General features: G+C 58.0%; 11 protein-coding genes and 1 tRNA gene. 10 read left to right on the top strand and 2 right to left on the bottom strand.

What is annotated here, in order from left to right; genetic code table 11:
* Positions 1-98: 98 nt before the first annotated feature.
* The 9 genes from IPM61_03110 to IPM61_03070 all read left to right on the top strand — a co-directional run bounded on the left by IPM61_03110 (position 99) and on the right by IPM61_03070 (position 8,544).
* Positions 99-554 carry a peroxiredoxin gene (locus IPM61_03110; GenBank protein MBK8910294.1) on the top strand — a complete coding sequence of 152 codons (456 nt, stop codon included), beginning with the start codon at positions 99-101 and terminating at the stop codon, positions 552-554.
* Between the two features lie 138 nt (positions 555-692).
* Complete coding sequence (locus IPM61_03105; protein ID MBK8910293.1) at positions 693-2,480, top strand: M28 family peptidase; 1,788 nt, start codon at positions 693-695, stop codon at positions 2,478-2,480.
* Between the two features lie 61 nt (positions 2,481-2,541).
* The gene (locus IPM61_03100; protein ID MBK8910292.1) at positions 2,542-3,366 is read left to right on the top strand and encodes a sulfite exporter TauE/SafE family protein; all 825 of its coding nucleotides are present in this window, start codon (positions 2,542-2,544) and stop codon (positions 3,364-3,366) included.
* Positions 3,367-3,566: 200 nt separating this feature from the next.
* Positions 3,567-4,949, top strand: coding sequence for an MBL fold metallo-hydrolase (locus IPM61_03095; protein ID MBK8910291.1), 1,383 nt, complete (start codon positions 3,567-3,569; stop codon positions 4,947-4,949).
* Between the two features lie 94 nt (positions 4,950-5,043).
* On the top strand, positions 5,044-5,274 hold the full coding sequence (locus tag IPM61_03090) for a type II toxin-antitoxin system HicB family antitoxin (protein ID MBK8910290.1): 231 nt from the start codon (positions 5,044-5,046) through the stop codon (positions 5,272-5,274).
* Positions 5,275-5,382: 108 nt separating this feature from the next.
* Positions 5,383-5,658 carry a type II toxin-antitoxin system HicB family antitoxin gene (locus tag IPM61_03085; protein ID MBK8910289.1) on the top strand — a complete coding sequence of 92 codons (276 nt, stop codon included), beginning with the start codon at positions 5,383-5,385 and terminating at the stop codon, positions 5,656-5,658.
* Between the two features lie 143 nt (positions 5,659-5,801).
* On the top strand, positions 5,802-6,005 hold the full coding sequence (locus IPM61_03080) for a hypothetical protein (protein ID MBK8910288.1): 204 nt from the start codon (positions 5,802-5,804) through the stop codon (positions 6,003-6,005).
* A 395-nt stretch (positions 6,006-6,400) separates the two neighbouring features.
* Positions 6,401-8,059, top strand: coding sequence for an acyl-CoA carboxylase subunit beta (locus IPM61_03075; protein ID MBK8910287.1), 1,659 nt, complete (start codon positions 6,401-6,403; stop codon positions 8,057-8,059).
* Positions 8,060-8,109: 50 nt separating this feature from the next.
* Positions 8,110-8,544 carry a hypothetical protein gene (locus IPM61_03070; protein ID MBK8910286.1) on the top strand — a complete coding sequence of 145 codons (435 nt, stop codon included), beginning with the start codon at positions 8,110-8,112 and terminating at the stop codon, positions 8,542-8,544.
* A 45-nt stretch (positions 8,545-8,589) separates the two neighbouring features.
* On the opposite strand, the gene IPM61_03065 is transcribed toward IPM61_03070, so the two are convergent.
* The gene (locus tag IPM61_03065; protein ID MBK8910285.1) at positions 8,590-10,626 is read right to left on the bottom strand and encodes a DUF262 domain-containing protein; all 2,037 of its coding nucleotides are present in this window, start codon (positions 10,624-10,626) and stop codon (positions 8,590-8,592) included.
* Positions 10,627-10,964: 338 nt separating this feature from the next.
* The gene (locus IPM61_03060; GenBank protein ID MBK8910284.1) at positions 10,965-14,069 is read right to left on the bottom strand and encodes a PKD domain-containing protein; all 3,105 of its coding nucleotides are present in this window, start codon (positions 14,067-14,069) and stop codon (positions 10,965-10,967) included.
* A gap of 312 nt (positions 14,070-14,381) precedes the next feature.
* On the opposite strand from IPM61_03060, the gene IPM61_03055 reads away from it, so the two are divergent.
* Positions 14,382-14,455 (top strand) — tRNA-Asn (locus IPM61_03055).
* Positions 14,456-14,515: the final 60 nt, after the last annotated feature.

Raw genomic sequence — 14,515 nt, 5'->3', positions numbered from 1 at the left:
TTCCTCACAATGTTTTCTTCCACACTGCCTTCGTTGCCGCACGCGGCCCCATCCGGCCCACCGCGAACGTACAACAAACCGACCGATAGGAGAATCGAATGATACCAGAAGGAGTTCCCGCGCCAGATTTCACCGCAACCACAACCGATGGAACGGTGGTAACGCTCAGCCATTTTCAAGGATCGAACAATGTGGTGCTCTTTTTCTATCCAGAAGACGACACCCCGGGCTGCACCCGCGAAGCCTGCGGATTCCGCGACGCAAAACCGGAGTACGACGCTGCCGACACCGTCATCTTTGGCGTGAGCTTGGATGACCAATCGTCGCACCAGGCCTTCACGGAAAAATTCAGCCTGAACTTCCCGTTGCTGGTGGATAGCGGCGGCGAAATCTGCGCCGCGTACGGCGTACCGGTCAACAACGGCTGGCCAAAACGGGTGACGTTCCTCATCAATAAAGAAGGGATCATCAGCAAAGTTTGGGAGCAGGTCCACGTGGCCGCCCACGCGACCGAGGTGTTGCAGGAACTTCTGGCCCCGAAAAAAGTGGAGTAGGCGGGGATGCCTGGCACGCAGCTCCGCCGCCATTGAAAATTCCAACTGGAAATTCAACTGAAAATTCAACGCGACTTTGCCTTCCAGCTATCTACTCAATCATCATCCGCAGCCGCGGATCCAAAAAAATCTGTACAAATGCTTCAGCCCAGAATACGCATTGCCATTGCCGCCGCGTTCGTCAGCCTGATTGCTGCCGGAAGCGTTGCCGCGCAAAAAATCTCCGAAGACCAGCTTCGCGATGATGTGAAATATCTGGCCAGCGACGCTCTGGAAGGTCGCCGCGCCGCCACGCCCGCCAACCTGAAAGCTGCGGAGTTCCTTGCCGAACGGTTCCGCGCCGTGGGCCTTCGGAACGCGCCAGGGTTGCAGAATTATTTCCACCGGTTCAGCTACACCACCGGGGTGGAGCTTGGCGACCGGACGCAACTGCTTCTGCTGAATGCCAACGGTGTGCGCCCGCTGCAGCTTGGCACGGAATACAACCCAATGGGCTTCAGCTCGGTTGGAAGCGTCCAGGGGGACCTGGTGTTTGTTGGCTACGGCATCACCAACCCGGAAGCAAAGCACGACGACTACGCCGGCGTGAACGTCAACGGAAAGATTGCCGTGGCAATGCGCTACGGCCCCGACGGAAACAACCCCCACAGCAGTTTTGCCGAGCATATGTCGTTCATGGCAAAGGTTCGCGCAGCGCGAAGCCACGGGGCCACGGCGTTGATTGTTATCAACCAGCCGAACGAGGAGCAGAAGCTCTACCCGCTGATGCTGGAGCGCGCCGGCAGCAACTTCGGGCTGCCGGTGTTGTTCGCCACCAGCCCCGCGTTTGACGATGTCCGCGACCCGCAGGAGCAGCCGCTGAAAGAAGTGCAGCTGCAGATTGACTCGCTGAAACGGCCCAACTCCTTCCCAATCTCCGGCTGGCGTGCGGACCTGAATGTGGACCTTCGGGTGAACCGCGACAGCATCCCGAACGTGATCGGCGTGCTGCCAGGAACCGACCCCAAATTGAAAGATGAAGTGGTGGTGATTGGCGGGCATTTCGACCATTTGGGCTGGGGGGGCGAAGGTTCCCTTGCCCACAACCACGACTCGGCAATCCACCACGGTGCCGACGACAACGCAAGCGGAACCGCCGGCGTGCTGGCCCTTGCGGAATACTTCGCCAAGAAAGGGGGGAACCGGCGGACACTGGTGTTCTGCGGGTTCAATGCCGAGGAGGAAGGGCTGTTGGGGTCCGCAGCATTGGTTGCCAACTTCCCCTATCCAATCCAGAACGTGGTGGCGATGGTGAACATGGATATGATTGGGCGGCTGGACAGCAACACGTTGGTGATGCACGGCATTGGGACCTCACCCGAATGGGAGCCAATGGTGAAACGGCTGAACCGCGACCGCTTCACGCTGAAGTTAGTGCCGGATGGCTTCGGCCCAAGCGACCACTCCAGCTTCTACGCCAAGGATATTCCGGTGCTCTTTTATTTCACCAATCTCCACAAAGATTACCACCGTCCAAGCGACACGTGGGAGAAGGTGAACTACCCAGGATTGAAGCAGATTGTGGAGCTGGTTGCCCAGAGTGTTTCGGCGGTGGATGCGATGGACCAACGCCCGGCGTTCACCAAAGCGCAAGCCACCCAAACGCCACGTTCGGGAAGCGGCTTCAAGGTTTATGTTGGGACCATCCCCGATTACGCGTTCGAGGGGAAAGGCCTGCGGCTAAGCGGCGTTAGCGATGGCGGACCGGCAGCAACGGCGGGCCTGAAAGGGGGCGATGTGATTGTGAAATTGGGGGGGAAAGAGATCGCCAACATCTACGACTACACCGATGCCCTGGGCCAGTTCAAACCGAAGCAGGAGGTGGAGGTGGAGTACCTTCGCGGCAGCGCGACGATGACGGGGAAAATCGTGATGGGGTCGCGGTAGAATGGGGGCGGGGTTTGTTCCCACGCGCTTTCGGTATCAATCTCTGTAATCAACGTTCCGCATGGTCCATCCGCTTGAACTTGCTGGCTACATCAGCGCCGCAGCCATTGGCATATCGCTGGGGCTGATTGGCAGTGGCGGGTCCATTCTCACGGTTCCGGTGTTGGTCTATCTGTTCCATGTTGACCCGTTGCCGGCAACCACGTACTCGCTGTTCATTGTTGGGATGACCAGCTTGTTCGGGGCGGTTGCGCACTTCCGGCTTGGGAACATCAACTGGCGCGTTACGGCGATGTTCGGCGTGCCGTCGGTGGCCAGTGTGTGGGTGGTGCGTTCGCTGGTGGTTCCGGCTATCCCCGCCACGTTGTTTACGGCTGGCGGATTCGCGCTCACGAAATCTATCGCCCTGCTTCTGCTGTTTGCCGTGCTGATGCTGATGTCGGCCACGAAAATGCTGCAACGCCAGGAGCATGGCCACCACCCGCTCCACTCCGTCACCGACGGAAGCCACAACTACTGGGGCGTTGCGCTGAAAGGGTTGCTGGTGGGCGCAATCACGGGGCTGGTGGGGGCCGGCGGCGGGTTCCTGATTATCCCCGCGCTGGTGCTGATGGCCGGGCTGCCAATGAAACAAGCGGTTGGCACGTCACTCTCCATCATCGCCCTGAACGCATCGGTGGGGTTTGCCAGCAGCATTGCAAAAAATCCCAGCCTGGATTGGCCCTTGCTGCTGACCCTAAGCGGCATTGCTGCGGTTGGAATTCTTGCCGGGACCGCGGCCTCGCGCCACGTAAGCAATGAGAAGTTGAAGCCAGCGTTCGGGTGGTTCGTGCTGACGGTGGGGACGTACATCATCGTCAGGGAACTGCTACTGAACCAGTTGTGAATGCCGCAGCACGCCAGCCTGCGCAACTAGGTAGCCGCCCCGACCTCCGTCGGGGTTGATAAAAGGTCTTTAGCCTTCGGCGTCTGGCTCCGAAAAAAGACAGGACCCCGATAAAGATCGGGGCCGCTACCCCGACTACGTCGGGACAACTTGGAAATGCGTCCAATCAAACAGCGAATAATTCTCATAGAAGCACAACCATGAACATCGAGCAGATCTACACCGGATGCCTGGCACAAGGCGCGTATTACATCCACTCCAACGGCGTGGGGGCAATCATTGACCCGCTGCGCGAGGTTGAGCCGTACATCCGCCGTGCCGAGCGCGACGGCGTGAAAATCAAGTATGTGTTCGAGACACACTTCCACGCCGATTTCGTTAGCGGCCACGTGGACCTTGCACGCAAGACCGGAGCCACGATTGTCTATGGCCCGAACGCCGCGCCGGAGTTCCCCGCCCACATTGCCACCGATGGCGAATCGTTCACCGTTGGCGAGTTCACCATCACCGCGCTTCACACCCCGGGCCACACGCTGGAATCCACCTGCTACCTGCTTCGGGATGGCGACGGGAACGAGCAAGCACTCTTCACCGGCGACACCCTGTTTTTGGGGGATGTTGGCCGCCCCGATCTTGCCCAAAAAGCCGCCCATATGACCCAGGAAGAGCTTGCCGGGCTGCTGTACGATTCGCTGATGACCAAGATCATGCCGCTCCCCAACGACCTGCTGATCTACCCCGCGCACGGGGCCGGAAGCGCGTGCGGCAAAAACATGATGAAGGAGACGGTGGACACGTTGGGCCACCAGAAGGAGACCAACTACGCCCTGCGCCAAAGCTCACGCCAGGAGTTCATCGCTGCCGTCACCGACGGGCTGCTTCCGCCGCCGGCGTATTTCCCGATGAACGTGATGATGAACAAGCGGGGCTACGAAAGCATTGACATTGTGATGAACCACGGCATGCGCCCGCTGAACCCAAAGCAATTCCAGGAGCTGGCCGAAGCCGGGGAGGCTCTTGTGTTGGATACGCGCCCCGCCGATCAGTTCGCCGCCGGGTTCATTCCGCGCTCGGTGAATATTGGCCTTGATGGGCAGTTCGCCCCGTGGGTTGGCGCGTTGATTGCCGACGTTCGCCAGCCGCTGCTGCTGGTGGCCGAAGATGGGCGCGAAGAAGAGACCGCCATGCGCCTGGCCCGCGTTGGATTCGACAACTTGTTGGGCCACCTCCACGGCGGGTTCAATGCTTGGCGCGATGCGGGGAAGGAGGTGGATACCGTCCATCGGGTTCTGCCCGAGGAGTTCGCCGCCAGCGTGAAACTTGGGGAGGATCAGGTGATTGATGTCCGCCGCGAAAGCGAGTTCCAGGCGCAACACCTTGCCCAGGCAACAAACAAGCCGCTTGATTTCATCAACGACTGGACCGCGGGCATGGACCCCAACGGGCATTTCTATCTCCACTGCGCCGGCGGCTACCGCTCGATGATGGCCGCCTCAATCCTGAAAGCCCGCGGGGTGCATAACTTCACCGAAGTCAGCGGCGGCCTTGCCGGGATTTCCAAAACCGGCCTGCCAGTGGTCTGAGCTTCCTGGCCGCAGGTGGCCACTGGTTGGCGGGGGGCTGTTCACGCAATCGCAAAAAAACTGTTTGATTAGAGGGCCAGCAATGAGCCAGAACATCAACCATCCAGTCATCATCTACCCTGCGCCAGAAGGGGGATACACAGCGGAGATACCGTCATTTCCGGGATGCCTTGCCCAGGGGGAAACGATTGAGGAGTGCATGAAGGAATTGGAGATAGTGATGAACCTTTGGCTGCAAACCGCCCAGCCGACGGATCAGCCTTTACTCACCACTGAAGCCGCCATTGAGCGAATGCGAACATGGAGTTTGGCATCTCCACGATAGCTGCACCAAAGGATTGCAGGCTGGCAAGGGTTCATCAACTTGCCCGCGTTTTTCAAAAGAACTTCGTTCACGCAATCGCAAAAAAACTGTTTGATGAGAGGGCCAGCAATGAGCCGTAAACCACATCCCCGAGTTATCATTTACGGTGCCCCAGAAGGGGGTTATACTGCCGAGGTCTCATCGCTTCCAGGGTACGTTGCGCGGGCCGAAACGCTTGAGGAATGTTTGGACCAATTGGAGATGGTGGTGGACCTGTGGGGAAAAGCCGCCGAGCGGGCAGAACAGGAAGCGCAGGAAGCTCAGGCCGAGCAAGCGGCTCAGGCCCAGCAGAACAACCAACCGCCATCCACCGCCGATAACCACCCCAGCGGGGAAGCAGGCTGACAACCGGAGGCATCAGCTTACCAGCGGTTTCAACAGCATTCGGCCAAGCCAATGTAAGGGCGAAGAAGGACCTCAACTTTTCCGCACGCCGTGTGTTATTTTCAGGACAGCGTCATGTACCAGAAAGAGAGAGAAGATTAGCAATGCCAACAGCACGCACACAACCGCCTCGCAAGAATACGCCGCCGCAAGAGCCGATCGCACCAAACCCAGAACGCCAGCCGATTGACGACGAATTTGATGCACTGCTGCAATCGGATGACTCCAAGGTGCTTCTGGAATTGATGTGGCAAGATGCGCTAAAAGCATACCATCGGGGCGAAACGGAAGAAGGTGGGTTTGGATGATTACTCCATCCACCCGGCTGATCTCACGCCGATCGGCCCAATTCAAGCGATTGTATCTTTAACTCCCTCCCGAGGTGCGCCGATTGGCCCGGGCGAACTATCGGCTATGGCTTGCAAACCCTCGCCACCCTTCCTTGGATTTCAAGCCAGTGGTTCCACCCTTGTGGTCTGTACGGGTTGGGATAGCATGGCGGGCCGTTGGCGGTTTTATTCCCAACAAACCACGCACCTTCCTCTGGATATGGATCGGCTCCCATGCTGATTACGACAAAATGATGAAGGGAATCCGAAGCCTACGAAAAGGCCTCCCCTTCTGACGCAGCAAACAGACAATCTTCTCCCATACCATAGTTCTCCAACAACCATAACACGCAATTTTTACCAACGCATCATTCATGCTTATCGGCTCCCCTCTGCAGCAAACACCTGCATTCCAGAAGAACGACCAGACCAACCGCGCACTGCTTGACGACATCCTTGCTGCCGACGAACGCACACGCGCCGGCGGCGGCGCAAAAGCGGCCGAGCGGCTCCACAAAAAAGGGAAGCTCACCGCCCGCGAACGGATCAACCTGCTGATTGACCCCGGCACATGGTTCATGGAGATCGGCCTTCACACCGCCCACGGTTTCTACCAAGAAGAAGGGGGCGCGCCCTCGGCAGGGGTGGTTGCTGGCGTTGGAATTGTGGAGGGGCGCGAGTGCATGATTGTTGCCAACGATGCCACCGTAAAAGCGGGGGCCTGGTTCCCCCTCACCGCCAAGAAGAATATGCGGGCGCAGGAAATCGCCATCGAGAACCGCCTTCCGGTGATCTACCTTGTGGACAGCGCAGGGGTCTTCCTTCCGATGCAGGATGAAATCTTCCCCGACAAAGAGCATTTCGGCAGGCAGTTTAGGAACAACGCCGTGATGAGCAGCATGGGCATCCCACAAATTGCTTGCATCATGGGACCCTGCGTTGCCGGCGGGGCCTACCTGCCGATTATGTCCGACGAAGCCTTGATTGTGGAAGGGAATGGCTCCCTTTTTTTGGCGGGACCGGCGTTGGTGCAGGCGGCGATTGGGGAGAAGGCGGAGATCGAGGAGCTTGGCGGTGCGCGGATGCACTGCTCCATCAGCGGCGTGACGGATTACCGCCCGAAGGATGACCCCGAAGCAATCTCCATGATCCGCTCGCTGGTTGGCAAATTCAGCCCAACGCTTGGCAAGCGGAACCTGTTCGACCGCGCCACGCCACAGCTGCCAGCCTTCCCGGAAGATGACCTGTTCGCCGCGATTGCCCACGACCGCACCCGCCCCTACGACACTTACCAACTGCTTGCACGGCTGATTGATGAATCCCAGTTTGACGAGTACAAAGCGGAGTACGGCAAAACCATCATCTGCGGCTACGCACGGGTTGATGGATGGGCGGTGGGAATCGTTGCCAACAACCGGAACATCGTCCGGACCGAGCGGGGGGAGATGCAGATTGGTGGGGTGATCTACAGCGACAGCGCCGACAAAGCCGCACGCTTCATCCTGAACTGCAACCAACGGAAAATCCCGCTGGTGTTCCTGCAAGATGTCACCGGGTTCATGGTTGGAACCCGGGCCGAGCAAGGGGGGATCATCAAGGATGGCGCGAAGATGGTCAACGCCGTCAGCAACTCCACCGTCCCGAAGTTCACGTTCATCATCGGCAACAGCTACGGGGCCGGAAACTATGCCATGTGCGGCAAGGCGTACGACCCCCGGCTGATCTACGCCTGGCCAAGCGCGAACATTGCGGTGATGGGTGGCGCGCAAGCCTCCAAAACCATGCTGACGATCAAACTGGCGCAGCTTGAGAAGGAGGGGAAAACCATCAGCACCGAAGAACAGCAAGCGTTGCTGCGGGAAATTCAGGAACGGTACAACGCCACCACCCACCCCCTGTACGCCGCCGCACGCCTTTGGGTGGATGGCATTGTGGACCCGCGCCAAACCCGGCAGATCATCTCCCGCGGGTTATCCATGGCCAGCCACAACCACGAAATCCCGGCATTCAACCCCGGGGTGATTCAGACGTGAGAAATCCAGACTTTTCACAAACAGATCAACAACCCAAACAATCATCAAAAATGAATCGCTTAAAATCGTCCCTGCTGGTAGCGGTGATCTTCTTGGCCATGCCCGCGTTGGCGGCGGCGGCCGGCGGGCGCAACCCACACGCAGAAGCAAAACGGGATACCGCGCTGGCATCGCTGAAGACCGCAATGGCCCAGGCGATTGCAATGCTGGAAGCCAAGGAGTACGTCCCCTTCATCCGCCGATATGTTCGCCCGGCGGATATGGATGCGTTGCTGAAAGATTGCCAGACGGTGGAGCAATGCGCCGCTGCGTTTGCCGAAGAAAAAGCAGGGCGGCTGCTGGGTGTCCTGAAAAAAATCAAAGGGCGCAAGCCGAAGATGAACAAGCAGGAACACACCGCCACCTTCGCCATTCCTGGCGCAACCGGGGGGAAGTTGCGGATTATTTGGGAGCAGGTTGACGGGGTGTGGTATATCAGGAATTAACGCCGGCGGGCGGGCACGCAGCACGCGCCCGCCCACCCGTTTTGGTCACGACTCGAATTGCAGGATAAGCTGGTCGTCCGTTTCGCACGCTTCAAGAATGGCCTGGATGCGGAGGATGATATCACGAGCCGAAAGGTTCGCCTCCACGTAATACGTGTCGCTGATTTTCATTGGAGTTCTGAAGAATCGTGGATCGCTGCGCACCCACAACTTCCCCTGGCGATCCAAGTTGAAAAAGATGTGCGGCTCGCGCTGGAACATCACCCTACAGACATGCAGGTACAGTTCACGATAACTTGGCGACTCCAGCACCTTCCCCTCGAACGAAGCCCATGCTATTTTCTTGCTGGTTGCATCGTCGGGGGCAATGTCAAGGATGTCGAACTCTAATCCTAATCTCAGCTGTTGTTCGGCTGAGATTGCATTTGCCGCTTCTTGCGGATAGCTCCAGATGATTTTGCAGCGATCAATAATCTGCTGCCGCCGCTGCTGCAACGCATCCAGATCCCAACGCTCAAGATTCGCCAAGAATTTATCCAACCGGAGTGTGCTGGCTTTGTAGCCCTTCTCCGGCATATCCCGTTTTTCGCGGAAGGGACGGTTGCTAAGCGATGAGTTAAACGCCGACAGGGTAAGGTTCGCGGCGGTGTTCATCAGCGACTTCATCTCCTCCAACTCTGCTCCTAACTCCTTCTCCCACTCTGCTCCCGGGCGTTGCGGGAAGATATGCTCGATCGTCACATCGGAATTCCCCTCCACCTGCGCCTTGATTCGTTGGCCGTGGTTCTCCAAACGCTCAAAGAAGTAGGTCCGGTTGTGCGATTTAACGTTGTACATATCCTTCACGGCTATCTGCCGCTCAATCTCATCATCGGTTGGGAAACGGTGCTTCCCTTGCCGCTGCACCAGCGAGGCCTCTAGCGATGGAAGATATTGGTCGGGAAGAACGTCGCGGTAAAGCGTGGCAAAAATTTTGTTCAAGGCGTTGGTGGGAAGGTCGCACAGGAACCGCCGGAAGGTGAAGGATTGCACAAGCTCCAACACCCGCACCACCTCTTCTGCCGAGATTTTCCCTTTGCCGTCGCTGTAATCGCGAAAAACCTCCAGCAAAAATGGATAAGCCACCGTTGTGGAAACCCGGTTGATAAGATGCAGCCCTTCGCGAATCGCCTCGTTCGGCTCGGTCTGCGGGTTGAGTAACCTGCCGTACCAGACCGAGTAGCTGCGTAAATCTTGCAGCAATGCCTCCAACTCCACCTCGTTGTTGATTGGGTACTTGGCCTTGAAGGTGACGAACACTTTATCCTTGTTCGGGATGTCGCGGAATTTGAAGGTGAGATAGTCGCGGATGAAGTCGGAGAGGCGCGATTCTTTGCGGTTCTGTTCCTGCGTGTTCTCCTCGATCTTGGCCCAGTAGTTTTCGTAGATGGCATCCTGCTTTTTTGGGTCAAGGTCCAGCAGCACGTAGTTGCGGATAAGGTCCGCTTGGCTAAGGTCCAATCCGGTTGAGTTCAGGCTTTGGAAGATGCGTTGCGGGTCATCCTTCCCACGTTCCAACGCCACATCAATAAACACCAACTTCTCCACCCCTTTCCGCACGGTCTGAAGCGCCTCAAGGGTGATGCTGTTGTAGAAGTATTGGAAGTTTTCGATCAGCCGGGAGAAGCCTCCGGTCCATTCGGAACGGTCGCTGCCCAAAAGGTAGCGGAGTGCGCGTTCGTCCTTTTTGATGGGACGCAATTTCATTCTGGCTCCCTCATCTTGGTACTCGTTAATCAGGAACTTTTTGCGGATCTCATCGGCCATTCGTTCGTTCCCCCATTCGTGCGCCCGGCGTTGCAAGGCAATCCAGATAAGCGTCAGGGTGGTTAGCCGTTGCTGGCCATCAATGATGGTGAGGAAGGTGGGGTTGCTGGTGATGCTGGTTTGCAGATAAACGACGCTTCCCACAAAGTGGCTTTGTGTCTCGCTGGCGGCTCCAACGGTAAGAATGTCCTTCATCAATTGCTGGCATTGCTCGTTCCGCCAGTCGTAGTTGCGCTGATAGACAGGGATCACAAACTGCGTGTCCTGCTGCTGCATGAATTTGAAAACACTGTTCTGCTTTGCTTCCATACGGTGTGTGTGTTCAGGAGGTTGTTGGAAACTATTGTGGATCGGGCCGCCAATCTACCACTGTTGCCCGAATGATCGAAGCAGGATGATGGAAGAGCAGTCTCTATCTTGAAGGAGCAGGTGGCAACGCGCTGCCGACTGAGGTGGTGTCAAAGGCTACAGATCTTTTATCAATCCCGACGAAGGTTGGGACGGCTACCCTTCTGGCGGCCATCCCCTAGTCAGGTAGCGGCCCCGACTCAGTCGGAATTGAGAACAAGTCTTTAGCCTGCCAACAGTGCTCCGATTCACCGGAGCCTTCGCCCTTACTTCACCAGCATCATGGTTTGGACTTTGTTCCAGTGTCCGCTGGTAAGGCGGCAGTAGTATAGGCCGCTTGGGAATCCGGTTGCGTCCCACGTGACTTGGTACTTCCCGGGGGAAAGGTGTTGCTTCACCAGCGTTGCAACTTCCCTTCCGCTGGCATCATGGATGGTCAGTTCCGTTGGGCCATCTAAGCCAAGCGAGAACGGGATGTCGGTGGTTGGATTGAAGGGGTTGGGGCGGTTCTGGTCCAACGCGTAATCATCAACGCCGATGGTAATCAGCCGCAAGTTTAGCCCGCACACCGAATCCAATTTCACAAAGCCAGGGGAGGTTATCACCCGCGTGCAGCCGGCCCCCACCAACTCAATGTCGAACGGTAGCTCGCTGGTTGGTGGATAGCCCAAGTAGGTTTGGAACCTCAGCTTCAGCAGCGCGCCCGCGCCGCCGCCAAGCGTTTGACCCGGCGGAGCAATCAAGCGAACCCGATACTTCCCATTGGCGGTGTCCAGCGGGATTGCCAACCATCCATCCAACAGCGTCCCGGCCAGCAAGGTGTTGGTAAGGCCAACGCCTCCGTTCACCAGTTGCAGCATTGCAGGCTCGAAGTTCACCGTGACGATGATCTCCGTTACGCCCGCGCCATCCAACGATTCATCTATCACGATCGGCACGTTGATTCGTGTGCCAGGGTATGGCCGGTAATGCCGCTCAATATGGGCATGAAGAATTGCCGGCGCAGGGTTGATTGCCACGGTGATCGTGTCGGTGTCCCAGCATCCACTTGCGTCGTAGCCGGTGACGGTGTAGATGGTGGTTTGCGCCGGTTTGGCCATTGGGTTTGCGCAGTCGGTGCAGCTTAGCCCCTGGGCAGGTTGCCACGTGTAGCGGGCTGCGCCGGATGGTTCAAGCCGGATGCTATCCCCTTCGCAGATCGTCAGCGCCGCCCCGGCATCAACGTCGGGGTGGGGTCGCGTGGTGATGGTGACGGTCCCAACGCCCGGGCATCCTGCGCCGTCGGTCACTTGGACGGTGTAGGTGGTGGTGGTGTCGGGGGTCGCGATTGGTTGGCGGCAATCGGTGCAGCTTAGCCCGGCAGCCGGACTCCAGCGGTATTCTTTCCCTTCGGTCACGGTCAGCTGCACCGGGGTTCCTGGGCAAACGGCGGTGTCGGGACCGGCAGTGACGCTTGGCGCGGGAAGCACGGTGACGTTCACCTCATCGGTATCGCTGCACCCTTCGGCGTTGGTGACGATCAATCGGTAGGTGGTGGATACCGATGGAGTTGCCACCGGCTGGGCGCAATCGGTGCAGCTTAACCCTTCGGCGGGGCTCCACTGGTAGCTTCCGTTCCCCGAACCTTCCAGCACCGTGCTGGCTGCGCGGCAGATTGTTTGATCGGGTCCGGCAGCGGCCACCGGGGTTGGCAGCACCTTCACGGTGATGTTATCGTTGGCACGGCAGCCGAACTGGTTGACGGCGGTCAGGGTGTACGTTGTCGTCACGGTTGGGCGGGCAATCGGGTTGGGGCAATCGGTGCAGCTTAGCCCCTGGGCAGGGCTCCACTGGAACGAGACTCCACCGGTGGCGTTCAGCTGGATAGAGCTTCCGGCGCAGATGCTCACTTCCTGCGCACCGTTCCCAACGGCAATGGCTGGAAGCGGGTTTACGGTGATCTGGATCCGCGCCGTGTCGGTCCCTTTTGGGCTGGATGCCACCAGCATCGCTTCATACTCCCCGGGGGTGGAGTACTCAATGTTCTGCGGATGTTGCTCGGAAGAAACCGCGGGCGATCCCCCAGGGAAAAACCATTGCCACGATGTTGGATTTTCCAGCGACAGATCGGTGAAGGTGATAGACTCGCCGGCGCAAATTGCTTGGCGGCTTGGGGTGAATCGTGCCACCGGCGGAACAAGCTGCGGGTCAATTCCGGCGGGGTCCGTAAGCAGCACGTTCGGCAGCCCCAGATAGCTGCCGCGGCGGATGTTGCTGGAGACCGCCAGCATCACCCCGTTGGCTTGGTAGTTGCACCCCAATCCCCCTGCGTTTGGCGAGTGGATCACCCCCAGCCAGACGCTGTTCCCCTGGGCCACATAGATCTTTCTATCGGGACCGATTTGCAGATCGCCTAACTCGTTCGGCGCAAAGTCGGCAATCTTGATCCGCGAGGCGATAATCAGCAGGGGGGAGTTGCTGCTGATGTCATATTGATGAATCGCGCTCCCCGAACGATTGGCGCGGCTGACGTAGAGTTTGCTGTTGTCGGGGGAGAAGCTGAGGCCATATTCAAGGCCATCGGTGGGGAGTTGGATGGGGTTGCTGACCTGGCCGGTGCGGTTGTTGAAATCAAGAAGCTCGGCCACCCCTTCGTACCAGATTGCCAGCGCCAGCTTCTTTCCGTTTGGCGAAATCTTCATCACCCCGATGTTGTTGAACGGGTCGCCAGCATGGGGATAGCCGGTGGTGGAGATCACCGGGGTGGGATTAACGCCAGCCGGGGTGACAAGGAAGGACCAGAAATTTTGGTTGCCGAACTCATGGACCACCACCCAGAAATCGCGCCCGTTCGCGTGGCGTGTGAATGCCAATTTCTCGGTGGCCTTCGGCATGATGTTGACGTTCTTCACCACAACATCCCCCAAGCCATTGTCGGCACGCATATCCACGATGGAGTAGCTGATGCCGGTGGTGGGATGCGAGCCGTCCCAGTACTCGCCGCAGTCGGCGGTGAAGATGAAGTAGCGGTTGGTGTCGCGCGGGTAGGGGACGATGATTGCCGATTGCGAGCTTGTCCAGTTTGGGGCCGAGGATTTCAGTTTCCATCCGTTCGGCATTGGGCGGTGCAGGGCGTTCCAGACCGTGTCGCCGCTGGTGTAAAACAGTAGTTTGCCGGTGCGAGGGTGGGCAATGCTGGCGCAGCCTTCCAGCTGGCGCATCATCCCGTTGCCAAGCGCAACCGGCAGCCCCGTGTTGAAATCAACCCCGGCATACTCGCCGAAGTACCAGATATTCCATTCCCGCTGGGCCTGTGCCGGCGTGGCGGCCATTGCCAGCAGCAGCAACGGCAGGAGAAAGAAACGGCGTTGTCGTAGGTACTGTTCAATCATACGCACATGGTTCGCAGAAAAGGAGTAGGCATCGTGTCGCACGGAATCGCGGCTTCGGAATGGTTGCAAACGCGGTCGGATTCTTTGCCAGCAGGAAATCGATTGCAATGTTAATGAAGAAAAGCCGATTCAAAAAACCGTTACCAAGCCTTGCCGCAGTAGGATACCTTCAACGGAAGATCGGTTACGTTTCGGTTCGCGCCAGTATCCGCCGAATTGCCGCCGCAATCCCCTAAATCTTTCAAAGTTTATCTCTTCAAAAAAAACGTTTGCGTGGGCTGATTGTGGGGCTATATTTGCAGCCCATTTGATTCCTGAGTAGCTCAGTTGGTTAGAGCATCTGACTGTTAATCAGAGGGTCGTAGGTTCAAGTCCTACCTCAGGAGCGCACAAAGCCGGCTGCCGCAACGCAGTCGGCTTTTTCCGTTCTGTGCGGCGGTTCCACC

The organism is Chlorobiota bacterium (genome assembly GCA_016710285.1).
Lineage (GTDB): Bacteria > Bacteroidota > Ignavibacteria > OLB7 > OLB7 > OLB7.
Note: the sequence above shows the minus strand (reverse complement) of the source record. Positions and strands in the feature narration are given on the sequence as shown.